Source organism: Sulfurospirillum sp. (assembly GCF_036802865.1).
GTDB lineage: Bacteria > Campylobacterota > Campylobacteria > Campylobacterales > Sulfurospirillaceae > Sulfurospirillum.
The window spans coordinates 147,953-174,412 of the sequence record NZ_DAIRVK010000002.1 but is presented as its reverse complement, the minus strand read 5'-3'; the positions used below and the strand labels follow the sequence as shown (position 1 = coordinate 174,412).

At 39.8% G+C, this 26,460-nt stretch carries 31 protein-coding genes; 11 read left to right on the top strand and 20 right to left on the bottom strand.

Annotation, left to right across the window (positions count from 1 at the left end):
- Positions 1–45: 45 nt before the first annotated feature.
- Positions 46–900 (top strand): D-amino-acid transaminase, encoded by an 855-nt coding sequence (locus V7Q04_RS05265; RefSeq protein WP_333803879.1) that lies wholly within the window; start codon positions 46–48, stop codon positions 898–900.
- A gap of 47 nt (positions 901–947) precedes the next feature.
- Here the strand turns inward: V7Q04_RS05265 and V7Q04_RS05260 are convergent, their stop codons facing one another.
- Together V7Q04_RS05260 and V7Q04_RS05255 are read right to left on the bottom strand one after the other, a co-directional pair.
- Positions 948–1,556, bottom strand: coding sequence for a pyridoxamine 5'-phosphate oxidase family protein (locus V7Q04_RS05260; RefSeq protein WP_333803878.1), 609 nt, complete (start codon positions 1,554–1,556; stop codon positions 948–950).
- Positions 1,557–1,564: 8 nt separating this feature from the next.
- Positions 1,565–1,933, bottom strand: a complete 369-nt coding sequence (locus tag V7Q04_RS05255; protein ID WP_333803877.1) for an FMN-binding protein — start codon at positions 1,931–1,933, stop codon at positions 1,565–1,567.
- A 101-nt stretch (positions 1,934–2,034) separates the two neighbouring features.
- Between V7Q04_RS05255 and pdxR the strand changes: the two genes are divergently transcribed.
- From pdxR to V7Q04_RS05240, 3 genes are all read left to right on the top strand, one after another.
- The gene (gene pdxR, locus V7Q04_RS05250; protein ID WP_333803876.1) at positions 2,035–3,420 is read left to right on the top strand and encodes a MocR-like pyridoxine biosynthesis transcription factor PdxR; all 1,386 of its coding nucleotides are present in this window, start codon (positions 2,035–2,037) and stop codon (positions 3,418–3,420) included.
- Positions 3,421–3,512: 92 nt separating this feature from the next.
- Positions 3,513–4,637, top strand: a complete 1,125-nt coding sequence (locus tag V7Q04_RS05245; RefSeq protein ID WP_333803875.1) for a GGDEF domain-containing protein — start codon at positions 3,513–3,515, stop codon at positions 4,635–4,637.
- A 117-nt stretch (positions 4,638–4,754) separates the two neighbouring features.
- Positions 4,755–5,897 carry a GGDEF domain-containing protein gene (locus tag V7Q04_RS05240; protein WP_333803874.1) on the top strand — a complete coding sequence of 381 codons (1,143 nt, stop codon included), beginning with the start codon at positions 4,755–4,757 and terminating at the stop codon, positions 5,895–5,897.
- Here V7Q04_RS05240 and V7Q04_RS05235 read toward each other — a convergent pair whose 3' ends face one another.
- Both V7Q04_RS05235 and V7Q04_RS05230 read right to left on the bottom strand, forming a co-directional pair.
- On the bottom strand, positions 5,898–6,422 hold the full coding sequence (locus V7Q04_RS05235) for a hypothetical protein (RefSeq protein WP_333803873.1): 525 nt from the start codon (positions 6,420–6,422) through the stop codon (positions 5,898–5,900).
- Between the two features lie 49 nt (positions 6,423–6,471).
- Positions 6,472–7,425, bottom strand: a complete 954-nt coding sequence (locus tag V7Q04_RS05230) for a DMT family transporter (protein ID WP_333803872.1) — start codon at positions 7,423–7,425, stop codon at positions 6,472–6,474.
- A gap of 136 nt (positions 7,426–7,561) precedes the next feature.
- Between V7Q04_RS05230 and V7Q04_RS05225 the strand changes: the two genes are divergently transcribed.
- Both V7Q04_RS05225 and V7Q04_RS05220 read left to right on the top strand, forming a co-directional pair.
- The gene (locus V7Q04_RS05225) at positions 7,562–8,164 is read left to right on the top strand and encodes a Crp/Fnr family transcriptional regulator (RefSeq protein ID WP_333803871.1); all 603 of its coding nucleotides are present in this window, start codon (positions 7,562–7,564) and stop codon (positions 8,162–8,164) included.
- A 52-nt stretch (positions 8,165–8,216) separates the two neighbouring features.
- A complete protein-coding gene (locus tag V7Q04_RS05220) occupies positions 8,217–9,107 on the top strand; it encodes a DMT family transporter (RefSeq protein WP_333803870.1) in 891 nt (296 codons plus the stop codon).
- Between the two features lie 10 nt (positions 9,108–9,117).
- On the opposite strand, the gene V7Q04_RS05215 is transcribed toward V7Q04_RS05220, so the two are convergent.
- The 4 genes from V7Q04_RS05215 to V7Q04_RS05200 are packed head-to-tail and all read right to left on the bottom strand — an operon-like array spanning position 9,118 to position 12,055.
- Positions 9,118–9,924, bottom strand: a complete 807-nt coding sequence (locus tag V7Q04_RS05215; protein WP_333803869.1) for a PhzF family phenazine biosynthesis protein — start codon at positions 9,922–9,924, stop codon at positions 9,118–9,120.
- Positions 9,925–9,973: 49 nt separating this feature from the next.
- Positions 9,974–10,603 (bottom strand): hypothetical protein, encoded by a 630-nt coding sequence (locus V7Q04_RS05210; protein ID WP_333803868.1) that lies wholly within the window; start codon positions 10,601–10,603, stop codon positions 9,974–9,976.
- 58 nt (positions 10,604–10,661) lie between these two features.
- On the bottom strand, positions 10,662–11,165 hold the full coding sequence (locus V7Q04_RS05205; protein WP_333803867.1) for a M48 metallopeptidase family protein: 504 nt from the start codon (positions 11,163–11,165) through the stop codon (positions 10,662–10,664).
- A 2-nt stretch (positions 11,166–11,167) separates the two neighbouring features.
- Positions 11,168–12,055 carry a CHAD domain-containing protein gene (locus V7Q04_RS05200; protein ID WP_333803866.1) on the bottom strand — a complete coding sequence of 296 codons (888 nt, stop codon included), beginning with the start codon at positions 12,053–12,055 and terminating at the stop codon, positions 11,168–11,170.
- A 192-nt stretch (positions 12,056–12,247) separates the two neighbouring features.
- Between V7Q04_RS05200 and V7Q04_RS05195 the strand changes: the two genes are divergently transcribed.
- The gene (locus tag V7Q04_RS05195) at positions 12,248–13,408 is read left to right on the top strand and encodes a MotA/TolQ/ExbB proton channel family protein (RefSeq protein ID WP_333803865.1); all 1,161 of its coding nucleotides are present in this window, start codon (positions 12,248–12,250) and stop codon (positions 13,406–13,408) included.
- Positions 13,408–14,481 (top strand): OmpA family protein, encoded by a 1,074-nt coding sequence (locus V7Q04_RS05190; protein WP_333803864.1) that lies wholly within the window; start codon positions 13,408–13,410, stop codon positions 14,479–14,481. Before V7Q04_RS05195 ends, V7Q04_RS05190 begins: the two co-directional genes overlap by 1 nt.
- Before the next feature lie 24 nt (positions 14,482–14,505).
- Here the strand turns inward: V7Q04_RS05190 and V7Q04_RS05185 are convergent, their stop codons facing one another.
- Entirely contained in the window at positions 14,506–16,128 is a 1,623-nt protein-coding gene (locus V7Q04_RS05185) for a methyl-accepting chemotaxis protein (RefSeq protein ID WP_333803863.1), read from the bottom strand.
- A gap of 150 nt (positions 16,129–16,278) precedes the next feature.
- On the bottom strand, positions 16,279–17,049 hold the full coding sequence (blaOXA, locus tag V7Q04_RS05180) for a class D beta-lactamase (RefSeq protein WP_333803862.1): 771 nt from the start codon (positions 17,047–17,049) through the stop codon (positions 16,279–16,281).
- A gap of 100 nt (positions 17,050–17,149) precedes the next feature.
- Between blaOXA and V7Q04_RS05175 the strand changes: the two genes are divergently transcribed.
- From V7Q04_RS05175 to V7Q04_RS05165, 3 genes are all read left to right on the top strand, one after another.
- Entirely contained in the window at positions 17,150–18,382 is a 1,233-nt protein-coding gene (locus tag V7Q04_RS05175; RefSeq protein ID WP_333803861.1) for a DUF711 family protein, read from the top strand.
- 79 nt (positions 18,383–18,461) lie between these two features.
- The gene (locus V7Q04_RS05170; RefSeq protein ID WP_333803860.1) at positions 18,462–20,732 is read left to right on the top strand and encodes a bifunctional diguanylate cyclase/phosphodiesterase; all 2,271 of its coding nucleotides are present in this window, start codon (positions 18,462–18,464) and stop codon (positions 20,730–20,732) included.
- 30 nt (positions 20,733–20,762) lie between these two features.
- Positions 20,763–21,173: a VOC family protein gene (locus V7Q04_RS05165; protein WP_333803859.1), complete on the top strand. Its 411-nt coding sequence runs from the start codon at positions 20,763–20,765 to the stop codon at positions 21,171–21,173.
- Here the strand turns inward: V7Q04_RS05165 and V7Q04_RS05160 are convergent.
- The 10 genes from V7Q04_RS05160 to V7Q04_RS05115 all read right to left on the bottom strand — a co-directional run bounded on the left by V7Q04_RS05160 (position 21,170) and on the right by V7Q04_RS05115 (position 26,330).
- Positions 21,170–21,688 (bottom strand): GNAT family N-acetyltransferase, encoded by a 519-nt coding sequence (locus V7Q04_RS05160; protein ID WP_333803858.1) that lies wholly within the window; start codon positions 21,686–21,688, stop codon positions 21,170–21,172. The genes V7Q04_RS05165 and V7Q04_RS05160 overlap by 4 nt on opposite strands.
- Positions 21,689–21,697: 9 nt before the next feature.
- Positions 21,698–22,060 (bottom strand): nitrogen fixation protein NifQ, encoded by a 363-nt coding sequence (locus V7Q04_RS05155; protein ID WP_333803857.1) that lies wholly within the window; start codon positions 22,058–22,060, stop codon positions 21,698–21,700.
- Entirely contained in the window at positions 22,057–23,283 is a 1,227-nt protein-coding gene (locus V7Q04_RS05150) for an RNA polymerase factor sigma-54 (RefSeq protein ID WP_333803856.1), read from the bottom strand. The genes V7Q04_RS05155 and V7Q04_RS05150 overlap by 4 nt, the downstream gene beginning before the upstream one ends.
- Before the next feature lie 158 nt (positions 23,284–23,441).
- Positions 23,442–23,738 carry a 2Fe-2S iron-sulfur cluster-binding protein gene (locus V7Q04_RS05145; RefSeq protein ID WP_037961522.1) on the bottom strand — a complete coding sequence of 99 codons (297 nt, stop codon included), beginning with the start codon at positions 23,736–23,738 and terminating at the stop codon, positions 23,442–23,444.
- A 10-nt stretch (positions 23,739–23,748) separates the two neighbouring features.
- Positions 23,749–24,087 (bottom strand): hypothetical protein, encoded by a 339-nt coding sequence (locus tag V7Q04_RS05140; RefSeq protein WP_333803855.1) that lies wholly within the window; start codon positions 24,085–24,087, stop codon positions 23,749–23,751.
- Between the two features lie 125 nt (positions 24,088–24,212).
- Positions 24,213–24,578, bottom strand: a complete 366-nt coding sequence (locus tag V7Q04_RS05135) for a nitrogen fixation protein NifZ (RefSeq protein WP_333803854.1) — start codon at positions 24,576–24,578, stop codon at positions 24,213–24,215.
- Positions 24,568–24,900 carry a nitrogenase-stabilizing/protective protein NifW gene (locus V7Q04_RS05130; RefSeq protein WP_333803853.1) on the bottom strand — a complete coding sequence of 111 codons (333 nt, stop codon included), beginning with the start codon at positions 24,898–24,900 and terminating at the stop codon, positions 24,568–24,570. The genes V7Q04_RS05135 and V7Q04_RS05130 overlap by 11 nt, the downstream gene beginning before the upstream one ends.
- Before the next feature lie 109 nt (positions 24,901–25,009).
- Positions 25,010–25,525, bottom strand: coding sequence for a flavodoxin domain-containing protein (locus V7Q04_RS05125; RefSeq protein ID WP_333803852.1), 516 nt, complete (start codon positions 25,523–25,525; stop codon positions 25,010–25,012).
- 12 nt (positions 25,526–25,537) lie between these two features.
- A complete protein-coding gene (locus tag V7Q04_RS05120) occupies positions 25,538–25,969 on the bottom strand; it encodes a NifX-associated nitrogen fixation protein (protein ID WP_333803851.1) in 432 nt (143 codons plus the stop codon).
- Between the two features lie 4 nt (positions 25,970–25,973).
- On the bottom strand, positions 25,974–26,330 hold the full coding sequence (locus V7Q04_RS05115; RefSeq protein WP_333803850.1) for a NifB/NifX family molybdenum-iron cluster-binding protein: 357 nt from the start codon (positions 26,328–26,330) through the stop codon (positions 25,974–25,976).
- Between the last annotated feature and the right edge of the window lie 130 nt (positions 26,331–26,460).

Sequence of the window (26,460 nt, the reverse complement as noted above, 5' to 3'; positions counted from 1 at the left end):
AAACCTTTTGGTACAATTTCATCACTATTTTTTTTGGAGTCTGTAATGAGCAGTATTGTTTTTTTAAACGGAGATTTTTGTAAAGAGGAAGATGCCAAAGTATCGATTTTTGATCGTGGTTATCTTTTTGGTGATGGCATCTACGAAGTTGTACCTGTTATTAATGGAAAAGTAATTGATAAAGAGCCTTTTTATGAGCGTTTCAATGCGAGCATGAGCAAAATTGGTCTTAAAGCACCTTTTTGTAAAGCTGAGATTGAAACTATTTTAGACACTTTGATTGCTAAAAATGATGTTGTGGAAGGTGGCATTTATATGCAAGTGACACGTGGTGTTGCGCCTCGTGAATTCTACTTCCCTGAAAATACTCCAACAACGTTTATGGCATTTACCTTTAAAAAAGAGATCATCAAAAACCCTCTTGCAGACAAAGGTATTAAAGTAGTCAGTTGTGCGGACATCAGATGGAAAAGACGCGACATTAAGTCTATCTCACTTCTCGGTCAAGTTTTAGCCAAAGAAGAAGTCCACCAAAAAGGTGCTTATGAGGGTTGGATGGTTGAAGATGGTTTTGTGACTGAAGGAACTTCATCAGCGGCGTTTATCATTAAAGACGATGTCATCATTACACGTCCACTTTCAAATGCTATTTTGCCAAGTATTCGCCGAAAACTTCTTATGCAGTACACAAAAGAGCATAACATTAAAGTCGAAGAGCGTTTATTTACCATTGAAGAAGCGTTAAATGCCGATGAAGCATTTATGGCAAGTGCAACTATTTTTGTTCTACCGATCATCGAGATTGATGGTAAACCTATCGGCAGTGGAAAACCTGGTCCTATGGTGAAAAAACTACGTGATATGTACGTTGAAGCAGCGCTCAAAGAAGCAAACGCTTAATTAAAATTTTCTCACAAGAGGCTTTACATGTAAAGCCTCTTTCTTCTTTACACTTTCTCGTTCATCTGCTTAATCAATTTTACACTCAAAAGATCCAGTGGCTCTCCACGTTCGCTCAATTTTTCAATTAACAAAGCTCTGCGCTCTTCGTTCAGATTTTGACCTGCTTTGATTTTAAACGAAATTGATGTTGGAATAAGCGTTCCAATGCCTATGTTTTCAACTGCTTTTTTATACATAGGATTTGATGCTTCTATGTTCTCATACCCGCCCTCTGGCTGAAGTTTTTGCATAAGCGCATTGAGAACATTTGCCTTTTGGCTCAGCTCTTCCACAAGCTCAATCATGCCTACAAAATGCACCGAAATATAGAGCTGTGAGGCAGGGCAAGCAGCGCGGGTATTGCTAAAATAAGACGGCAACAATGAAAGAGGTTTGACTACGCTAAAACTCGCTTTGGGGTTTTTAGCGATTACTTCCATCTTACGTCCCTCTTTTGAGCCATGAAAGCAGATTTTTCCATCATACCAAGCAAAATTAAGTGGAACAGCATAAGGCTCATCACCATCAACTAAACAGAGTGTTCCATGCTCGCATGACGCTAGTATTTCTTGTGCCAGTTGAATGTCATTGACTTCAAATTCAGATCTTCGCATTGTTTTTCCTAGACTGTTTGAGTGGCATTTAAAATAGTAATGTTCATAATAGCTCTTGCCCAAGGATAGCGCTTTTGCATAAGATCGTACTCCTCACCATCAGAAATCATCTTCGCATGACCACTCAGCAAGAACCCTGTTCCCATCCCATGCAGACCCTCAACCTCTTTACTCCCAACCGTTACCAAGACTCTCTCATCATGGTTTAACGCCTCTTCCATGCCATGCATTCCACCTACTGGAACGATAAAACTCTCTTTACCTACACTGACATAAGAATGCCACGTGTTGACAACATGTGGAAACTCTTTTCCTTGGGCGACGATGGCAACAACGCCCTCTTTTTGCATAACACTCTTTAACGTCTCAGAAATCATTGGATACTCCATAAAATTAATTTAAATCATAATTTCGGTATTATATTCTCAAACTGTACTCTACACAAGAGCCAGTTTATTAAATATTTTAGGGGTCAGTTATGTACATCTTAGAAAAAGAATCAAGCAAACCTCTTTATATACAACTCTACGATGCCATTAAAGATGAGATTTCACACCATTTAAAAGCGGGTGCAAAACTCCCCTCTGTTCGTAAAATCGCTTTAGAATACAAAATCAGCAAAAATACGGTTGAATTGGCCTACAAACAGCTCTACACCGAAGGCTACATCGAGAGTATTCCCAAAAGTGGCTATTTTGTTGCCGATACTTTACTGGAAACGCATCATGATACCGCTGTGATGCAAAAGAAGCACGAGTTATCGCAAACGGCTTTACGTTATGATTTTTTTCCCGCGCGATTAACCCCCGATACATTTCCTTTAAAACTTTGGAAACGCCTTTTCATCAAGGCAATGGAAGCAAAATTGGATTTTGGAAAATATGGCGATAGGCAAGGTGAAAGAGGACTGCGAGATGAGATCTCAAACTACCTTATCAAATCCCGTGGTGTTGTTTGCGATGCTTCACAAATCGTTGTCTGCGGAGGGTTTACAGACTCCATGAACCTTATAGCAGCACTGTTTGTGGAACAGTTACATGAGATTGCTATTGAGTATCCTGGGTATCCTGTCACGGGTCAGATTTTTGGAGATTATGGTTATGCTTTGACACCTATTGACATCAATCATAACGGCTTAGATGTCGATAAACTCGAAGCAACCAAGGCGAAACTGGTTTACATTACCCCTTCGCATCAGTACCCAACAGGGGTCAATATGCCCATTTCAAACCGCATCAAGCTCTTAAATTGGGCAAAGAGAGTTGGTGGGATCATCATCGAAGATGACTACGACAGTGAACTTAGGTACCAAAATCGCCCTATTCCCTCACTCCAAGGGCTTGATAACGATGACCGTGTTATGTATGTTGGAACCTTTTCAAAATCACTCTCTCCTGCACTTCGGGTCAGTTACCTTGTACTTCCACATCGTTATTTGGAAACGTATAAAACTTTAGCTCATACACATCATCTTCGATGCTGCGTGGCACTTTCCACACAGGCAACATTAGAGCTTTTTATGAAAGAGGGGCATTGGGAGCGTCATTTACGTAAAATGCGCACACTCAACCGAAAAAAGCATGACCTGATGAGAGAGACCCTTAAAAATGTGTTTGGCGATGATATAGAGATTATCAGCGAAGGCGGTGGACTTGCCATCATGGTGCGTCCAACCATCAGTATAGATCTTCAAAAGTTACGTGTTAATGCCCTCAAAGAAGGCGTAAAACTTTATCTAGGAAGCGATGACTATGGTGAAGCATGGGAAGCCCTAAAAATGGGCTTTGGCGGATTGCAAGAAACGGAGATAGACGATGCAGTAATGCTTCTAAAAAAAATATGGATAAAAACACTTACGCCTTAATGCTTCATTGTGTCATTTCTTCCATAGCGTTTTTTTCTCCATACAACACCTTTGTCACATAGCTGATGTACAATTTGAAAAAGGGGGCTGAGATGATTATATTGGCCAAAAAAATTCAACATTTAGTTGATCTTATTGTCGCAAAAGCACTCACACATAATGAAGACGAGATTTTTAGGCTCAACCATTATGTCTGGATCGCCCTTTTAATGTTGCCTGTTGCATTTTGTTCAGGCGCATACAATATCTACATTCACAACTATACTCTAGCCATTTTGATTATCCTTTTTTCAGGGCATATGGTTGGCTCACTCTTTCTTATTCCCACCATCCAAAAGACCTATCTGCTTTACCATAGTGCCAATCTTCTCTACGCTTTTTTGGTTCTTTTTATGGTATTTCATGCCGATGCAGAAAACTCCCGCATTCTTTGGGCCTATATCTATCCTATTGGTATCATCTTTTTATTGGGGCATCGCCTTGGCTTTTTATGGAGCTGTTTACTTTTAGGCATGATCATTGGGCTTTTTCTTTTTCTCCCTGAAATTCACACCATTTACAGTATCCCTTTTCAAGTACGTTTTGGTATCTCGTATCTTGTTGTAGCGATTATTAGCAGTTGGGTGGAATACCATGGGGCTCGCTCTCATCAAGCACTTTTTTTAGAGCAAAAATTACTTAAAGAGGAGATAGAAAGACGCAAAATATTGGAAAAAGAGCTTAAACGACTTGCCAGAACGGATCCTCTTACCTCTCTTTACAACCGAGGTTACTTTTTAGAGTCCGCCGAAAAAGAGCTCAAACGCGCTCAACGCTATAACACTTCTCTTTGTTTTGCGATCCTTGATATAGACCATTTTAAACATATCAACGATACATTTGGGCATCCCATAGGCGATAGTGTTCTGCAAAGCATAGCAAAGCACTGCCTTCTTACCATACGAGGAACAGACCTTGTAGCACGTCTTGGTGGTGAAGAGTTTGCTTTCTTACTTTTACATGTAAACGCAGATGAAGCGAGAGCAAAGATGGAAAAATTAAGACAAGAAATAAGTGAACTCAACGTTCCTTACGATGGTAGAAAAACACTGAGTGTCACTGTCTGTATTGGATTGGCGATGTTTACACCACAGGTCAAACGCTTTGATGAACTGTACATTCAAGCAGATGAAAAGCTCTACCAAGCAAAAAATGCAGGACGTAACTGCGTGCGTTAATGAAAAGTATCACATTGGTAGGAGCAGATAAAAACTTTGGTGAGTAGGGAATTATCTTTACATATAAACAAGCTTGAGTGGTCTATAATAGTAGCTACTCTATCATAAAGAAGATTGATGCTCATATTTGCGAAACATATTCAGCAAACTGTTGATCTTATTGTTGCAAAATCGCCAGTCCATAACGAAGATCAATTAGCGAGACTCAATCATTACGTCTGGGTAACACTTATGATTTTACCTCTTGCTATAGGACTTGGACTCTACAACAGTTTCAAACATGAATTTATTATTGCAGGTGGCATTACTTTTCTTTCATTCTATTTGCTAGGTACACTTTTTCTCATTCACAAGACAGATAAAACCTATCTTTTTTACCACCCTGCAAATCTCATTCTCGTTTCGTTACTGGGTTACATCATCTATGCTGACACAGAGCAATCACGCATTTTATGGGCATACTGTTATCCTATTGGTATTATCTTCTTGTTTGGCAATCGCTTAGGATTTATCTGGAGTTTTTTCTTTTTAATGATGGTCATAGGGCTTTTTTTCTTTGTCCCTGAAATGCAAACGATTTATCATACTCCTTTTCAAGTGCGTTTTTGTATCTCTTATATGATGGTAATGACTATTAGCAGTTGGATTGAGTACCATCGCTCTCGTTTTCAAGAAGAGTCTACACAGACACATGAAGCGCTTTGTTTTGAGCAAATTCTCCTAAAAGAAGAGATAGACAGACGCAAAGTTCTTGAAAAAGAGTTACAGTACCTTGCCCAAACGGACACCCTTACAGGACTTCACAACCGTGGCTACTTTTTGAAAGAAGCAGAAAAAGAGCTGCAACGTGCCTTGCGTTATGATGAGTCTATCTGCTTTGCTATTCTTGACATCGACCATTTTAAAAATATCAACGATACGTTCGGACATCCAGCGGGCGATGCCGTACTTCAAGCTATTAGTCACGCTTTAAATCATGCATTTAGAGAGACTGACCTTGTAGGACGTTTAGGTGGTGAGGAGTTTGCCTTTTTACTCTTACATGTAACCCAAGAAGAAGCACACAAAAAGCTTGAAACATTGTGTCGTGAGATGAGCCATCTAGCGGTAACATTAAAAAATGGGAAATCACTCAATTTTACAGTGAGTATCGGACTTTCTATGCTTGCCCCACACATCAAACGCTTTGATGAGCTTTACATCCAAGCAGATGAAAAGCTCTACGAAGCGAAAGACGCGGGGCGTAACTGCGTTCGTTAATTAATTGCTCGCTTTTTTAGCAAGTGTGTCTTTTTTGTTGACGCCATTGATATCAAAACCATAGCGATTATAACCGCCTATATAGATCTTTTGCGCTGGGTCAAAATTGTCTGAACAAGCGTCTTTGTCATACTTTACTATAAATTTTTTCTCATTTTCTTCAACACTTAAGTAGTACTCCACGCCTTTGTTCACCATAGCAATTTGAGAAAAATCTTTACACTGTTTTTTGAGATCATCTGGCAAAGTATGGTACTTGTTAAGCTCTGCAAGAATTTCTTTATACTGCTTTGTCGTTGAATCAAAAAAGACTTTATTTTGCTCTGCGTGTACTTTGTTGACCACCAATGACAAATCTTTATGTTTAAAGGTTTTAGGCAAATTCCCTGCTAAATTTTGTGCCATAAAAGAGGCGTACATCTCAGGGGTGATGTTAAAAGGAAGTGTCATTTTAGGAGTTTCTGCGTACACATAAACTCCTAAAGCCAATCCTAAAACCAAACATGCTTTTTTAAGCGTTTTCATTTCAAAAATCCTTATAAACTTTTGCGGTATTGTAACGCATTATTATGAATTAATCGTGAATAGCGCTTTTTTTTTCTTGAAAATAGATAAAAAAACCAAGCCCTATAAACACTAAACTGATGCCAATCCACGCTTGCGCATTGGGTAATTCTGTACCTAAAAAAAGCATCTCTCCTATAAGTGCAAAGATGACTTCACTGGCTTGTGTTGCATCAACAGCCGCCAATTCACTGGATTTGTGTGCGCGGTGGCGCGCGAGTAAAAACAGTGTGGTGGCAACAAGACCAGAGAGCAATGCAACCAAAGAGGTGTTAAACACCTGCCCAAACGTCGGTGCAGATGGGCGAATGCATACAACAAGCAACACCCAAAAAGGGAGTGAGCCTAACGAGAGCAAAAAGACTTTGTTAAAAGCATTGTCAAGTAACGCCGAATCGATCTTTGGGAAATGTTTGTGCCCATGTTTTGACTCCCATACGAGTTGATTCCCAAATGGATAGCAAAACGCTGCAATCAGTACAGGAAAAGCCCCTTTTGCAAACTCAACAAAGTGAAAATGCTCAATGGTATGTGACGTGTTGACAAGCCCTACCCCGATGACGATAATAGTTGAAAAAACCCAAATGCGTTTGGGAAAAGTTCGTCCAAAAAGCATGAGAACAAACAACGAAGCGATGATAGTCAGTTGCCAAGTAGCGGCTATGACCCATCCCGGCGCATAGTCTGCGCTAAAGCACAAAAGAGCGTAAAAACAACCAAAACCTATGCTTCCAGCAACCGTCCAAAAAAGCCAATGTTCTCTAAAAAGCTTTAACAGTTCGCTCAATGGCTTTTTACCTTGAAAAAGACGAATCACTATGAGTAAAAAAACAATCATAAAAACATAACGAAGTGAAGCTGACCAGACCCAATGACCGCCTTCTAAACTCATCAAACGATTTAACACAAATGTTGAGCTAAAAAACAGGGCTGAGAGTAACCCAAGTGCGATCAAAGCTACCATACGTCTTCCTACAATTTTAAATGAGTCGTCATTATACCCATACTCACGCAAAATTCGTGCTTGAAAAATAAGCTTTACTGCTTTACATGTCACCTAAAATGCGTTATGATAAAACGGTTTTTAAAAGGAGAATGGTATGGAAAATGAAACAAAATTTTGGGAGCAGTTTTATGAGGTGTTAAACCGTTATGCACCCATAAGCCACAAAGATTTTGTACTTTTTAGACCGTATCTCAAACTAAAAAATGTCGCAAAAGGCGATTTACTGCAAGACAATTACACACCGGCTAGTGCTATTTATTTTATCTGTAAAGGGCTATTGCGTACTTATTATCTTCACGAAAATGGTACAACTTATAACAAAAATCTTTTTATGGAAAACTACTTTTCAGCGTCTGTTGTTTCACTGCTTAAAGGAGAGAACTCTTATTTGTGCATCGAAGCACTTGAACCTAGTACTGTCATCGAAATAGACTATAAAGGCTATCGTCATCTTATCGACACACAAGAAGCGTTTAAAAACTTTTATATTGGGTACTTAGAGCAAAATTGGATTATTGAAAAAGAAAAAAATGAAATCTCGCTCATCATCGATAACGCCACAACGCGTTACCAAAACTTTATAGATAAATATCCACAAATCGAAACAAGAATTTCACAGTACCACATCGCTACACATCTTGGCATTACGCCCACTCAATTAAGCCGTATTCGTAAAAATCTTAACATAGGTAAATGACAACCGTTTTTAAACCCGCTACCATAACGCTCATTTTAGTTCAAGGATTGGTATGACAAACGGATTTAAAGCCCATCTTATGGTGCTTCTTGCGACATTGCTTGTTGCAGGCTCATTTATTATCTCTAAAAAACTAGCAGGCGTCATTCATCCCATTTCACTCAATCTGCTTCGTTTTATCATCGCGTCCCTTGTTCTTGCACCCTTTGTGCTGTTAAACCCTAAAAAGCGTTCGCACATACTTCGTACCATTCCAAGAGCGCTCATTATCAGCTTTTTTTACGCGCTTTACTTTATCGCCTTTTTTAAAGCACTTGAGTACACCACAGCGCTCAACACTGGAACACTCTATACACTTGTACCGCTTATAACAGGCATTTTATGCATTTTCTTCTTTAAAGAGCGCATCAGTAAGGCTCAACTTGGTATTTACTTTTTTGGTATCGTTGGAACACTGATCGTTGTTTTTAAAGGTGATGTTACGTTATTGCTTCATTTTACACTGGGCAAAGGCGATCTCATATACCTAGGAGCTGTTATAAGCATGGCGATTTATTCTATTACGATGAAATATTTACACCGCACAGACGATGAACTCAGTGTGCTTGTTTTCATGACTCTTGTAGGAGGCTCTTTTTGGATGTTATGCGCACTCCTCATCTTCAGCATCCCCTTAGAATGGACGACTATAGGTTTAGAGTCTTTAAATTATTTACTCTACTTGGCGATTGTTGCGACTTTTTTTACTGTCTATTTGTACCAAAAAGCAACCATTGCCATCGGTCCTAAAAAAGTTATGGCGTATATATACCTCAGTCCTGCGACCATTGCATTACTGCTTTTTCTCTTGGATGGTATAACACTTTCAGGAGAAGTGCTTGTAGGCATTGGAATTTCAGCTATTTCAACATTGCTACTGCTTAAAGGGAATGCCAAAAAATGATGCCTTTTCATTAATACATAATGCTAATGTTACCTTCCAAATACTCTTTGCAAGCTCCCGAGATAAAGATGCGCTCTTCACTCACGCGACAGTACAGTACACCCGTACGTTGTGAAGCTTGTAGTGCTATCAGCTCATTTTTACCTAAGCGTTTTGCCCAAAACGGTGCAAGCCCTGCATGAATAGAACCCGTTACAGGGTCTTCAACACCCCCATTGGCAGGCCAAAAGTAACGTGAAGCAAAGTCATACGCATGACTAGGAGCCGTTACCACGACATCAAATGGTGCAAGTGTTTTGAGCTTTTCAAGGTCAGGCACAACATTTTTAACATCATCTTCACTTGCATAGACCGCAAAATAGGCTTGTTGGTTTTTATGAAATTCCAAAGGCTTTATAGAAAGCCCAGTATTTAGGGCTTCTGGCACTTCACTCACAACGTCTGGCGCACGGTTAGGAAAACTCATCTCGATGAGCCCATTTTCTTTTTCGTGGACTTCAACCGTATTGACCGCTTTTGCCCAAAAAGTGATGCGTTCTTTCTCACCCAGATGATTGAAAATGACATACGCACTCGCCAACGTCGCATGACCACAAAAATCAATCTCTTTAAGCGGCGAGAACCAACGTATCTCATACACACCTGCATCGTTTCGCACAAAAAAGGCTGTCTCTGAGAGGTTGTTTTCAGAAGCGATATTTTGCATGACAGATTCTGGTAACCAACTATCGAGTGGCACAACTGCGGCTTGATTGCCGCGAAAGAGTTCTCTGGTGAAGGCATCTACAATGTAAAGGGGAAATTGGGAGCTTTTCATATAAAATCCTTTTATTTACGACTCAGTTTATTATAGTGAACTATCTTGCTTACTTCAATGGCAACGTCATAAAGTTCCATCGAGCGTCGCCGAAGAAAACAGAACGTGTTAGACTACTTTTTTGCAGACACGTTTTGAAAAAATATTTTGCATACAAACGTATGGATTCTTCGTCCTTTCCTGCAGCGTGTACGGTTAAAAGATCAAAACGAGCGTCGTTGTGAGCAAAATCATTGGCGTATTGAAGCAGTGCTGTTTCAACCCTACTTTCGCTTTCTTGGGAATGCCCCAAAAGATGTGCGATGTAACACTCTTGCAGTTGGGGTTTGTGTGCTAAGAGATGAAGCGAAAGCCCGAGTTTTAAAAAGTCCCATTTCCCAAACAACGCTAAATGTTCTTTTGAAACAAAGGTGTATTGTTTTTTAGGTTGATCGAACTCAGTTTTCCATGTAAGAAAAAGGCTTCCTACCACTTTGTCATCGCATAGAGCGATCATGTGATGGGCAGATGCATCTAACAAAGAAGCCGCTAACTGTTTTTCAAAAAAATGTGTTAACTGTGCATCACTTAAGGATTGGCATTGTTTAAAGTTCCGTCGAAACCGTGTGGTAAGCAATTCACACACAGCGGGAGTGAATTTTGAGTGCATAGGTTCAAGAGAGATTGGCATTTGGGACATAGATGATTTTCCTTATTTTTTGACTCGTATAGACAACGGTGCAACACATAAAACTTCTTTAGTACAACTTCCCAAACAACTCCAAATGTGTCATATAGAGCCTGACATCAAATTCGAGTTGGTGGTAGCTTGGCTCCATTTTTTCACACATGGCATAAAAAGCTTTATTGTGCTCCCTTTCTTTGAGGTGGGAAAGTTCATGCACGACTATCATGCGTAAAAAGGCTTCAGGGGTATTTTTAAACACCGATGCCACGCGGATTTCACTTTTACTTCGCAGACGTCCTCCGTGGTTTTTGATGGTGACACGGTGCAGTCCTAACGCGTCGTTGATGTCGCTTATTTTTCCATCGTAAAGCACTTTGGTTATAGGCTCACTTTTGCGCAAAAATTCACTTCTAAGCTCCATAACATAAGCATAAAGCGCTTTGTCACTTGAAATGTTATGGGTTGTGGAGTACTTTGAAAGCAGGTATGCACCAAGCTTTTTTTCGTGAATGAGACGGCGGATTTGATCTTTGAGATGCTCAGGATAATGAGCAATAAATTCTAAATTTGGCACGGCTATTTGGCTTTATGTGTAAAGGTTTTTTGAATGGTGTTTTGCATTTTTGCGATGTTCTCTTTACTGGATTTTTCGATGCACGCTTGTTTATCGGCGATGAGTTCTTGCTCTAAAAGAGCGGCGATCTGCTCTAAACACGTACTGTTTTGTGTATTGTAGCGTTTGATGCGCTCGATTTGGCTGTTTTTATCTTGCACTCGCCCAAAAGCGGTTTGAATGGGTTTAAAACTTTTTGAAAACTGATTGAGTTTGATGGCATCGGTGTTGTAACGAAGCTTTTTGTAGTGAAGTCTGAGCTTGTGAAAATGTGCATTGGGCGAATCTAAGCTTAGTTTTTGAGAAGCCTTAGCGATCTTTTTAAGACGCGCTAAGAGTATCTCTTTGACGTATTTGTATATCTTTTCTTCCGATTTTGGAAGACAGAGCTTATTATCGCTTTGGATGGCTTGCAGTTGTGCGATTAAGTCCTCTTTAAATGCCTGAGTGAATTTCGCTTCAAAGGTATTATACGCTTCTTCTTTTTCCATTCTAAGCTTCATTTCCAAGTCTTGAAACTCGTTCAAACACGAAGGATTAACCATACTTTTATACGCTTCTATGCACTCTAAAAAGACATCGAGGTCACGCATATCGTTTGTCTCTTTTTGGAGTGTTTTGAGGATTTTTTCTAAATTAAATTTACGCTTTTCTTCCATAAATTCGCTAAATTCCAAGCAAACAGAACGTGCCATACGCACGTTAACACGGTATTGGTGTAAGCTTTCGGGCTCATGGTTCTCTAAAAAATCACTCAAATGCGTTGCGATGTTTTCAATGGTATTTAAGAGTGTGTTTTTGAGCAAAGACTTGACACTGTGACGATCTAACTTAGGTATTTTTGAAGACATTTGACCACCTTGGTATGTGTAAAACGCGCGTTTAGTGAGGTGAGACGATCTTTTTTTGATATGAAAAATTGTAGTCTTTTAAGATTAATTCCACGTTAATAGTGCCTTTTTCACCCTTGTTAAGCATCTGTATATAAAGGCGCGTTATAATGTAGGTAAAGAAATAAATTGATCTAACACAAAGGCTTTTTAATGCAAGAAGATATGAACGAAACACTCCAAAATCTAGCCACGCTCGAGTCGCCAAAACGTAACTGTGCTTTGGTTTACCTCAAGCTCATTTTGTTGCCAACCTTGGCTTACGTTTACTTTTTGCTCGGTTATTTAGGGATTTTGCATTTTAAAGTAGGCGTTCACAGTATCGTGCTTATTGGGTTTATTTACATTGTTGCGCTCATTTTTGCAAAGCACAATGGCGAGTTTGGTGTCTGTACGTTTCGACGTTACTCTAAAGAGTTTGAAAATGAACTGCACGCATATGTCTCCAAAAATTTAATGCCCATAGGCGATAAACTTAAGTCCAATGCCTCTTTTGAAAATTTCATCGACACCTATGCTAAAGGGATTCGCAACGACAACTACGCTTCAGTAGCGGCTTCTATTTTCCCTACGATGGGTATTTTGGGTACGTTTATTTCTATTGCGTTAACCTTGCCTGACTTTTCATCCCAAACAGCGGGTGCACTTGAAAATGAAATTTCACTTTTGCTCAGTGGTGTGGGAACTGCTTTTTATGTCTCTATTTATGGTATTTTGCTTTCATTGTGGTGGATTTTCTTTGAAAAAAGAGGTCTTAGCCGTTTTGATAGAGAAGTTGCGACCATCCAAAGCTCAACTGCTGCACTTTTTTGGACAAAAGAAGAGATAGAACAAGCTTATTTACAAGAAAATCTCCAACACTTTGAGCGCATTGGTAAGATGTTTGAACGCTTAAGCTCCAATGACTTTTTTGAGCATTTAGGTCAAACAATCGAGTCAAAATTTAGCCTTTTTGACAATATGCTTTCCCTTGAAGCCCAAGCCGTTAAACGAGGGGCTGAGCACATCAAAGAAGGTATGGAAGCACTTGCTCGCTCACAAGAAAAACAACGAGATTTAGCCCTTGTCCACGAAGACATGGTGAAGCAACTGGACCTTTTCAATGAAAAGACAATGGCATTACACGGGAAAATAGTTGAAGGCAATGAAGAGATGATCGCCACCAACTTGGAGGTGTTAAGAGCACTTAAAGAAGCCAGTGCAGCACGTATAGAGAGTGCGCCAAACGAAGAGGTTGAGTCGCTGAAAGAGAGCCTTAAAATCATCGATGCTGAAACCGAAGAGATCATCCAAAAAATGGATGCGTTAAAATAATGCGTTACAACCGTTCACGAAGTTCTGACCAAAACTTCTGGGTCTCGTATGCGGACTTAATGGCAGGATTGCTTTTTGTGTTTATCTTGCTCATTGGGGCGATTGTCGTGAAGTATGTTTACGTGCAGACCGATCTGAAAGGCATTAAAAATGACCTCGAAGAGCAAACACGCGTTTTGCACCTAAACCAACAAGAACTCTCACAGAAAAAACGTGACTTCTTACGCCTCAGTGCCGATATGAACGTAACAAGTTCCTCTTTGCAAATCGCGCAAGAGTTACTCATGCAAAAAGAGAGCAACCTCGATGAAGCTACTGCAAAATTGCAACTTTCAGATAGAGAAATCGAAAACCTCAAGAAGCTTCTGCTCGACACCGAACTTGCCCGCGATGAAGTTAAAGGTGAACTTGTAGCAAGTCAAATGGAGCTTGGTACGACAACGCAAACCCTCAAACTCAAAGACGGCGAGCTTGAGCTTTTAAGTGCCAAGCTTTTGGAAAGTACGGCATCACATCAACAGTTGGTGGAAGATCTTAATCTCACGAAAGCACGTATTAAAAACCTCACGGGTATTCGCATTAAAGTGGTACAAGAACTTAAAGAGAAACTGGGCAAAAAAATCAACATCGACCCTAACAGTGGAGCCATTCGTTTGCCAGCTTCCGTACTTTTTGCTGTCGATTCGTATGAGCTTAAACCAGAAGCCAAAAAACAGCTCAAAGAGACACTCCAACCATACCTCGATGTACTGCTCAATGATGATACTATACGTGAAAATATCGATCATATCGTCATTGAAGGACATACTGACTCTGATGGAAGTTATATGCACAACCTTGATCTTTCCCAAAAACGTGCATATTCGGTGATGGCATTTATCTACTCTTTAGATGAAAAACGCACCGCTATGCTTCAAAAATACCTCAGTGCCAATGGTAGGGCTTACAGCGATCTTATTTTGAAAAATGGGGTGGAAGATAAAGAGGCATCCAGACGTATTGAGATTAAGTTTAACCTCTCCAACAAAAAAGCCATTGAAGAGATCGAAACCTTTTTAAACAAAAAAGAGTAAATAATAAGCCTCGGTAGAGGCTTATTAAGCTGTTTTGAATTGAGAAATTGTGGTACTTAGCTCTTCTGATAGTTTTGCTAAATGTTCTGATGCTGAGGCAATCTCTTCTACACTTCGAGCATTGGTTGTAGAAATTTGATGAATCGTATGAATTCTTTCGATGACCTCGCTTGCTTGTTTCCTTCCTTTTTTAGCATCTTCGGCTGTTCGTTCAGCAATTATCTTAGCATTTGCAACATTGCTGACACTAATACGCATCAATGCTTCTGTCTCTTTGGCACGACCGCTAAGCATTTTAATATTTTGGGCATTTTTTTGCATTAATTCGACCGATGTACTCACTGATTGAATAATCACCTGAACAGTGGAATTACTCTCATTCAAACTTTTTTGGGTATGTTCAGCCAATTTTCGAACTTCATCGGCAACAACAGCAAAGCCACGACCATGTTCTCCTGCACGTGCTGCTTCTATCGCTGCGTTAAGTGCCAATAAATTTGTCTGATCGGCAATATCATTAATCACCAAGAGTACATTTTTAACTTGGTCTATTTCTTGATACAGTCTTTCTAACCTTTCAGAAAGGTCAGACTGGGACACCACAACATCTTCCAAATCATGAGAAACATTTAAAACATTGCTTGCGGCACTATTGATCTCTTCTGTCATTTCAGCAATAACTTTTCCAGATTCCTCCGAACTAGCTTCACCCTGTTGTAATATGTGAACAACTGACTCAGTAGTCGCTATGGTTGCGTTCATCTGTGAGACGGTTTCTTCCGTACTTTTACCAATTTGTAAGGATGTCATAGAAAGCTCTTCCGATACTGTCGCATTTTCATGTGCCATATGTTTAGCGTCGGAAAGCGCATGGCTAACAGACTCTATAAGGGCATTGAATGTGATAGCAAGCTCTTGTAACTCATCTCGGTGTTTTAATTGGATTTTTTGAGAAAAATCTTTATTGGTCTCAATATAAACCATCTTATCTTTCAGTGCATTAAGCGAGCTAATAATCGTTTGAATTGTATAACCTATGATGAGAACACCAAATCCAATACCAAGAATGAGTACAGCACTAAAAAATAGTTTAGTAAACTCATAATGAGAAACCGCTTCTAAATAACTTTTTTCAGACTCATTTATTTGGAGATCTACTAAATCGCCAATAGATGCAGTTATAGGATCAATCGCTGGATACAACTCTTTTGCACCAATATACGCCAATTTCTCTTTATCTTTTTTTTCAATGACAGATAAAAGTTCATCAACCATACGCTCAGCAGGGATAAACAGTTTTTGAGCTGTTTCTGCAAGTTTTTCTTCTTCTGTCGTTAATTTTGTAGCAATGTATGAACTCCACGTTTTAGCAATGGTCGTTCTAGCGTTTTTTATTGACTTAAAGGCATCATCATAACTTAATGCCTGAGCATTTGTTTTATGTACCGTATCGACAATATTGATTGCGTATAAATCCGAAATAATCTTGAGCTGCTTTAAGGGAACAATACGATCTTCATAGACTGATTTAAAATTTTCATTTTCATTGTTAAGATTGTACAATCCCAATAAACCAACAAAAATGGCAACAAAAGTTAAAATAGAAGCTGATATATAAAGTTTGAAACGAATTGTGCTTGGTAACATACGGACTCCTTGATTGTCTAAATGACGTAAAAAGTATACCGAACATATGTGACAAAAGTGTTGCATTTTATTAATTCGTTTACGATTTGGAGTCAAACTTTATGCAAAGTCGAGTTAAAAAACTATAGCTGATTAAAAATAACGCCTGAATTACTCTATAATACCCTTGCTTTTTAATGCTTCAAGTGTTAGTAATTTACGAAGTGGTAACTCATCAAACGAAGATGTTATCAGATTGGTTGCGAAAAAATAAACACCACGAGAACTTTCTACATAGCCTACATACCAACCATGATGCTCGGCATCTTTGGGAATAGCCCAACCTGTTTTTGCTCGTATAGTATAATTTTTACCTTGCTCATCTATCATAATCGTTTTGAGTAGATCAATATGTTCTGCTTTGAACGGCAGGTCACTCAGATAAAGCTTTTTCAAAAAAGCGATCTGCTCATATGCGCTGATACGAAGCTCTCCATCGAGCCAAAAGCGCTCCAGATCAGGGGTTGCTTTTTCATTGCCATAGTGAAGTTTTGTGAGATAGTCATTGTATTTTTCAACTCCAATGGTACGTGCAAAAAGTTGGTAACACCAAACACATGAACTTTTGAAGGCAGATTTGAGCGTTTGGTCTTGATTCCAAGCTCGAACACTTCGCTCAACACCATCCCATTTGATCGTGGAGTTTTCATCGACAACGCCTTCTTGCAGGGCTATAAGTGTATTGGGAATTTTAAACGTTGAAGCAGGGAGCAGTGGCATCTTGGCGCGCTCTTCATTGTAGACATACTGCTCGCTACCATCCAAAGACTCAATGAGCATCAATCCTTTTATAGTTTCATTCTCAAAAAGTTTAGCAATGCTGACATCCTCAGAGCAAAGTGAGCCTACCAAGCCAATTATTAAAAGTAATTTTTGAAACATTTGCTTCCTTTCTGGTTTATCACTGAAAATTATACCGTTTTACCTTTACATGTAAAAATGAATTAGCTATGATTTTGCACAAATGTACTAAGGATAAGCGATGCTAAACGAAAATCTCACAAAGAAAGATCTATGCAAAATTCGCACCATCACCTCCTTTGTCACACTAACCCAAGACAAAAGCCAATGGGAAAAAACCATCTCTCAAGCAGCAAACTTTGGTGGAGACTTGGCAAATGAATTTAAAACACATGGCTACCACGTGCAGTCTATTCGCATTGTAACAAATGCTTTTGGCGAATACCTTGACACCTCGTCTTACCATGCAATCATGAAAGATATGCATCAACTCGAAGAAGTTCTTAAAAGCCCTGCTATGCCAAAAATTCGCATTCGTTTTGCCATTGGTGAAGCCAAAAGTGCTGAAGAGATAGCAATGTTACCGGAGCTTATCAAAGCGTACGGAGACATTTGCAATGCCTGTGTTAACGTCAGTGTCGATGAACTGGGCGTTCCTGATCGAGAACTCACGCTGAGTTGTGCGCAAGCCGTCGTTGAGATAGGAAAGATCACGACCCGAGGCGAAGGTAATTTTAACTTCACGATCAACTATAACTGTAAGCCTCTCATTCCCTATTTTCCAGCATCCTACCACAATAGCCACGATGAGAACTGTTTTGCACTAGGACTGGAAACGCCTGATCTTTTAGTAGATGCCCTTAAAAGTTTAAAACCAGAAACCAACCACAATACAAAGATGCACAAGTCCTACACCGTCATGAAAGATGCGTTGCAGTACCATATAACCGATATTATTAACATCACAAACGCCTTCGAGCACCCATATAAAACCACATTTGCAGGCATCGACACTTCTGCCGCGCCTTCAAAAAACTGTGCTTCAATGGTTGATGTGTATAAACTTCTTGGAGTGCCCTACTTTGGGGCATCAGGTACACTGGAAGCTTCTGCGCTTTTAACCAAGGTTTTTAAAGCGCAAAAAGGATGCACACTCATCGGCTTTTCAGGGCTTATGTTAGCAGTCGTTGAAGACAGTGGGTTGGCAGAGTCTGCAACCAAAGGTGAGTTTGATATACGTGCCCTACTCCAATACTCAGCCGTATGTGGCATAGGTCTTGATACCGTGCCCATAGAAGGCGATACCACCGCACAAAAGATAGCCGACATCTGCTGTGACACAGGCACGCTGGCTTTTAGACTCAACAAACCCCTCACCGTGAGACTTTTTCCCGTTCCAAACCTCAAAGCAGGCGACATAACACAATTTGAAAGTGATGATCTCTGCAATAGCGCAGTGCTCAAAGTACCGTAAATCTTTGTCGATTATTTAATCATAGTATGTGACAATAAAATTATGCTATGATTATTTTACGAAGACAGAGGGGGTTCATATGGCTATTATTCAAAAAAACATATGGATGATTTTTTATATTCTTTTAGCAGGTGCTTTTATCTTTTTAGGAGTTGTTTCGTATGCAAAATGGAACAGCATACATGAAGATTATACGACCGATCAAGCCAATCTTGTCAAACTTATCTCCAACGCGACACATACACTTTTTTTATCGCAAGAGATGACCCTTAATATTTTAGGTAACCAGATTTTAAAAGATAAAGACCCGCGTATCATGGATGATTTGCTCGTTCTTAATCCTTCCGTGGTTGCATTTGGATTTGTAGATACAGAAGGTAACTATCTTCACGTTAGCTCCAATTTCAATAAAACAAAACTCCCCAATCTCAGGCAACAAGCCATAACAAGAGACTCTTTTGACTACACAATGACCCAAGAACAGATGGTTCTTGGACGCACGTATTTTATAGCGGCAAGTGGGAGATGGGGCATACCCATTCGCAAAAGCGTTCATAACAATGAGGGCAAAGTCATAGGCGTTATGACCGCAGGACTAGCGATAGAAGGTGCTTTTAAAATCTTCACAGAAAACCTCTCGATTGGAGATTACAACAAGGTAATGCTCATACGAGATCGTGACCAGTTTGTGCAGTTTCAATCCTCCCAAACTGAAACACCTAAAAATCTTTATGAAACGCCTTTACCCAATGACTTTTTCAATACGCTTCTGAGTGACATTGCACAAAAGTACCGCATTTCTATTGATGAGATGAAACAAAAGCCTGAAATCTATGAATTGATAACCTCCAATGCCAATGGAAAACGTGTGCAAATTTCTCTGAAATACGACCCTCGCTATGAGCTTTGGATACTCTCAGAAATAGACCATTCCCAACTGGTAAAAGAGTTTGTTGAGAGTTTTACAAGCTATGTGTTTGTCTTTATTATCGTTCATGTCATTTTGTTCTTACTCTTTAAAATGATTGGCAATGCTGAAGCTATACGAAGAAAAGATCTGGTTTTTCAAGCAACCCATGACGCATTGACACAGCTACCAAATCGTAGCTATTTATTGCAAAATATCAACCATTGGATTTATGAAGGGGCACCGCCATTTAGCCTTTATTATCTCGACATGGATCATTTCAAAAATGTCAATGACAGTTTTGGTCACCAGTTTGGAGACTTAGTGCTCATCGAGTTTGCCAAACGCATCTCAAGAATGGTGCAACAAGAGAGCGTTGTGATTCGTCAAGGGGGCGATGAATTTATCATTTTAAGCTATCGAAACAATGATGAAGAGCTTCTTTCACATGCACAAAACATTATAGATGAAATCTCAAAACCTTATCATATTAAACAGTTTAATTTCGTTATTGGTGCGAGTATAGGCATCGCTAAGTTCCCAGCACATGGCACATCACTCGATATGCTTTTGCGAGCCTCTGACATTGCGATGTATGAAGCTAAAAAATATAAAAACAGTGTTCATCTTTTTAATCCCTCTTTACAAGCGGGGTATCTGAACCGTGTGAATGTAGAACAAGCATTACGCAAAGCACTCGATAAACATGAACTTTATATGGTTTACCATCCCCAAATGGATAAAAATGGAAACATTTACGGTGTTGAGGCACTGACAAGGTGGCAAAGTGAAGAGCTCGGGCTTGTTCCACCCGATCAATTCATTCCTATCGCAGAAGCCTCTGGGATTATGCCTCATCTTGGGCATTTTATTATCAATACAACACTTAAAGAGATGAAAAAACTACAATCCGACTTAGGAGTTTCATTTCAAACCTCTTTAAATATTTCGGTCAAACAGTTCATGCAAACGCACTTTTTAGAAAACCTGATGAAAGAGATAGAACATGCTGGACTTGAGCGTGTTTCTTTGTGTTTGGAGATCACGGAAAGTCTGTTTATCGAAGATATTGACTACATTTTACCCATACTGCAAAAAGTCCATGAAATGGGGCTTTCTATCTCTATGGATGATTTTGGCACAGGATACTCGTCTTTGAGTATTTTGCGTAAACTTCCTATTGATGAGCTCAAAATCGACAAAAGCTTTGTCGATACGATTTTAAATGACATTACCGCTGAAAAGATGGTACAAAACATCATCTCAATCGGTAAAAATTTAGAGATGCATATTTTGGCAGAAGGTGTGGAAACCAAAGAGCAAGAAGCCATCTTAAAACGCTTCGGCTGTGACCGTTTTCAAGGATTTTTGTACACAAAACCTTTGGCGTATGATGCTCTAAAAGAATTTTTTACGGTTAATACATTGGCAAATCCATCTTGATGCTTTTATAGGGTATTTTAAAGGAAAAAAATGAAACCTTTCATCAGCATGATCAGCTTAGGCGTGAGTGATTTGAATGCGTCGATTGCTTTTTATCAACATGGGCTGGGGTTTCCTAGGCTTGAACCCTACGAAGAGAGCATCGCATTTTTTGCACTCAATGGCACTTGGCTTGCACTCTACGAAAAAAAGGCGCTTGCAGAAGATGCAAATGTTGCTTTTGAAGAGAGTAGCTTTCATGGATTTACGCTTGCACACTGCTTAAACAGTGAAATAGAAGTTGACACACTTTTTGAAGAAGCCCTAAAAGCAGGTGCAATACCAACCAAACAACCTCAAAAAGTTTTCTGGGGTGGCTATAGTGGCTACTTTAAAGACCCCGATGGTCATTTGTGGGAAATCGCTCATAACCCTTTTATGACGATAGGGCCAGAAGACTAACGATTTTCTTCACTAGGATTGTCTGGTCCATCAAGTATCAATTGATAAAATGCCAAATCAAGCCATTGACCAAATTTATACCCTGCTTTATGGATAAGCCCAGCGGAGACAAAACCTAATTTTTCATGCAGATGAATACTGTTGGCGTTAGAGGCATCAATGCCTGCAACGATGGTGGCATACCCTTTTTCTTGAGCATCTTCTACCACTGTTTTGAGTAGAACAGTTCCAATACCATAATTGCGAAAATCTTTATGAACGTAAATAGAATGTTCAACCGTATATTTGTAAGCAGGCCATTCTCGAAAAGAACCGTACGTTGCAAAGCCTGCCACGCGATGATCTTTTTCGTACACCCAAACTGGATGACCTTTTTCTCTCTTGCTTAAAAACCATTCTCTGCGTTCATGTATATCTTCTTCTTTGTAAGTATAAACCGCAGTGGTATTTAAAATTGCATCGTTGTAAATTGCTAATATTTCTTCCAAATCACTTTCATGTGCAACTCGAATCATCACGTTTCCTTATCCCGCCAACTGGCACGCAAAGCAGTTGGAATTATCTTTACATGTAAAACACGCAGGGGCGATTCTATCGATGGAATCGTAGATGAATTTCTTCCAGAGTTTATCGACTGGTTTAAGTGCAACAAGCTCAGGGAAATGGCACTTCATGTACTTTCCCATCTGCACGCGGTTACGAAAGCCCATCGCTTCATAGAGATGGTTCATCTGCAAGGACATTGCCGCGATGTGGGGTGCTATGACATACTTTGAGTAACGATTTTTGGCATATTTTTGTAAAAAGACCATGACTTCACGTTCAAGTTTGAGCATTTCCAGTTTGCTGTACCTGCTATCCAAGCTCTCATTTAGTGTTGTGTTCATGCTTGTACCTTATAAATTTTCTTGCGCTCTTTGGATGATGCTACGTTCATCAATTTGCGGTATTTGGTGATGGTACGTCTGACCATCTTAATGCTAAATCGTTTTTCAATGCGCTCTAAAAGATCATCATCGGTGAGCGGCTCGCTTTTATCTTCGTATTCTATCAGTTGATTGATAAAATTCTTTATCTCTGAAGAGGAAAGCTCTTTGGTGGCAACAGCATTGGTAAAAAACGATTTAAGCGGAAAAACGCCCTGCTTAGACTCAATGTATTTGTTTGAAATAGCCCGCGAAATGGTGGACTCTGCAAATGAGAGTTCATCGGCTAAATGTGCCATATTGAGGGGCTTTAGCTCGCCACCTACAAAGAAAGAGAGTTGTCGCTCAACCACCAAAAGGACAATTTTATACAGCGTTGTTTTACGAAGTTCTAAAAGATTAACGATGTCACGTGCCTCTTTGAGCTTCTCTTTAATAGTATCACTTTTACTTGAAAAAGGGTCTGTTATCAGTATATCGGGGTAATAGTCGTTATTGATGCGAAGGTTAATGTCATCGCCCACTTCCACAAAAAAATCAGGAATGATCTGCTTTGGTGTCGCTTGATACTCAATCGCTGGAGGATTAGCAAACTTTTTGATGATCGCTTTGGCCTCTTCAAAACGTCCGTGTCTGGAAAATTTATCGACCTTTGCCATCTGATCGATCATCTTAAGCACCAAGTTATAGAGTTCATCATCGATGTCATCGCTGAGCGCATCGAGTTGAAACACAAAAGACTCGTGGCTCTCAAGTGATCCTATGCCATACGGCTCTAGCTTGGAGAATCGTTGACGAATGCGCTCAACATACTCGGTATAAACGCCACAGGTTTGCGCAATCGCTTCAATGTCACCATCAAAATAGCCATCTTCGTTGATATCACAGAGAATTTCATGCGCGACCTTTTGAGAGATGGGGGTTGGGAAAAGTGGCGGCACGATTTGTTCAATGATTTTCTCGTGCAAAGACTCACTGCCAAGTACCAACTCTTCGACAATGCCATGGCTAGAGCCTAGGTTTTGCTCAAAGGGACGCTTGACCTCTAAAAAAGGGTTTTCGTACGACAACGTCTCTAGGTGCGTACTTAACTCTTGAAGAGGTAGCTGTAACAGTGGGAGCCAAAGTTTCAAAGAGAGGTTTAAGCTCTGCTTTTGTTTGAATTCTAGGTTGATACTTCTCATGCGTAAATTATGCCAAAGTGTGGATACTTTTTATCGTTTTTAGTGATTAAAATTTATGCATAAAAAAGGAGGTTTTCGGAATTTTGAGAGAGTCTCAACGCCACACCAGAGAGTTTTCTTTGCTGTGGCGTTGAAAAGTGTTTTTTACAGAATATATCTTAGTATTTAATACGTACAACGCCGTTTGGCTTGTCAATTTTCATCTGACAGGCAAGGCGTGAATTTTCTGAACATGTGCCCGCACATACTTCTTTAAGAACTTTAAACTCTTTCTCATTTTTTGGAGATAAAAACTCCATACCTTGAACGATCTCAACCACACATGTACCGCATTGACCATCACGACAGCCAAAAGGAAGTGCACTACCACTTGCTTCTACGACATCTTGAATGGTGGCGCCCGGTTTTACGTTAATTGCTAAAAAATCGTTGATAATTTCTACTCTTGTTGTCATCTTATCTCCTTTAAATCTTAAATGGTTTAATCAAAACATCGCCCTTAATCATCATCATCGAAGCGATGCGAACTTTAGGACTAACGGTAAACTGTTGACAAATATCTGCATCTTGTTGCGTGATGGCACCAAGCTTTACAAGCTCATCAAGCTCTTCGTCTTCCATGTAACTTGTTGGCTCTTCATCGCTGATATTTTCAACGCTGACCAAACACTGAGCATAGTCTTTGCTATCAAAAGGAATTGGAATCCCTTTCTCTTTTGCTAGACGCACAACTGGCTCGCCTATTTTGGCATCATAAATACCGTCTTTTTCTTTATCAAAATGCATAAAGATTACTTTCGCCATGACTTTTCCTCCCTACTAAGATTTTTACTAACTATTTTTATTTTTATAACGGCTACTAAGCAAAGCTTCCTAGCCTACGTTCGCCACTAGGGCACTAAAGCTTGCCTTTTACAAGGCAGAATTTACTACTTATTTTTGTAGTGATTCATCATCCATTCTGTCTCTTCGGCTTCAAGGTCGCGGTAAGGTTCAAGCGCTTCAAGCTCATGCTCCCTACATCCGATCACTTCAATGACCGCTTCGGCATCTAAAAAATGGACTTCATAGACACGAATGACCTGTAAAAACTCACCAATGGTTCGGATGTACCCAACTGAGCCTTTTTTAATCATCACCTCACCAATCCCAAGATACGGATAGGTACCATCGTTCTTGACATCTTCCAAAAGTTTCACTTTTTGCCCGAGAAAATACTTGGCTTTCGTTTCGTCTTTTCCTGAAAGTTTTGCCATTACATTGTTATGCAAAACAACTTCTTCACTAGCAAGCACAGTTTCCTCCTTCAGATGATGTGGTACATGCCAAACAGCCCTTCGCTTTGCCATCTTCCAGCATACCCCAAACTTCAGCCGCACTTGGGGCATGTCCATGTTTGTAGTCCATGTAAACGCGAATCAAAGCGAACTTTAAAAAATCCATGAGGTACTTCTCATCGCCATTAAAGTTTTCAAACCCTTTTTTAATAAGGCTTCCATACTCTTTCATAATATGAAAACGCTTGACTTCAACAATGTGTTTATCGTACTCGACACCAAAAAACTCAAAAAAATCTTCTGCATCTTTTAGTTCATAATATTGCTCAAGCGTTCTCATGTTATTTCCTTTTACTGTGTACTTATTCTTTATACGCCAACAAAGCAAAGCTTTTTATGGCTACGTTAGCCACTGTGGCGCTAAAGCTTGCCTCTTTCGAGGCAGAAATTTAGATCTCGCTTTGTAACTGCTCTATCCAGTTTTCAATGCGCTCGCTTGTCTTACTTTTTTCATTGACGTTATCGATCGCTAAACCACACAGTTTATCGCCCACTTCTGCCAAAGATGCCGTATAGTTATATCCCTCTTTGTCCACAAAGCCGATAACACTAGCACCCGCTTTGGTAAAAATTTGATTGAACTTACCAAGCGCAGAACAAAAATGTTCGCCATGTGTCTTACTATCACCCGCGCCAAAAAACGCAACTTTTTTACCTGCAAAGCTGATGTTCTCAGAAGTGATCTCAAAAAGTGGGTCAACCCAACTAAAATGCACGTCGCCTTGTCCCCATGTTGAAGAACCAACGAAAAGCACATCATAGTTGTCAAATTGCTCAACACTATCAAAGTCATCTTCCATCAAAATACAATCATCATCTTCAAGCTCATACGCCTCTTTTAAAGCATCCGCTACCAATGTTGTTGACCCGCCCGCACTTGCGTAAAATATACCAACCTTTGCCATGTTCTATCCTGCTTATTTTTTATACGTTTCGTAAATTTCGATGGCCTCTTTTAACATCTTGCCACCCTCTTTGATGAGATCATCATAGGTTCTAAAACTGTAACGATGCGCGTCTTTGAAAAACTTGTTGGTGACAACAATCTTCTCAGCTAAAACCACAGCGCGACCAAATCCCTCGTGACTCATCTCCATGACAACCGAGCACATAATACCCAGCTTCAGTTCAAACGCCAACGCAATGGACTGAAAAATAAGACGAATATCTTTAATCTGCATCTCATCAATATCCGCAATTATAGGGACGTTTTTGAGTTGCTCTTTGGTTTTAACATACTTCTCAGACAAAATTTCTTCATCACTTTTCTTCGCCCATGTACCAAACTGGTCAAGCGCCCTGATTTGAGATGTCAGGGTTTCGATGAACAACTTTTCAAGTTCATTCATCGCCCTATCCTCTCGCTTCTAAGATTTTTTTGATGAACGGTGGAGGATTGGTTGCCATCATGGTTTGAAGTTTATTGAGTTCTGTCTCAATGCTCACCACTTCTTTGTATTTGATAGGAAAGATTTTGCTGTTGACGACTTTTGCAGCCGCAGCAGGTCCAATTTCGACACAGTACATAATGTCAACGTTCTCATGTTGCAACATCTCGACTCTACCTTCGGTTCGTTCTTCGCCTGTTGGAATAACCCCAGAAAGGCTAAAACCTTCAGCACCCACGTCGTACACGGCAAATTGCTCTCCTGAGCCAAAATGGGCATCAATGTTTTTAAGATCGTTTGTGAAAAACGCTACCTTGACCATCTTTTTATCCTCCTATGCTAAACGTTATTCATTCATTTACAAGAAGTGTTCCATTGAAAGATACAGCCAAAATTAAAAAATGATACGCAAAGGGGAAATGTAAATTGCGATATAATCACTCTTTATAAAT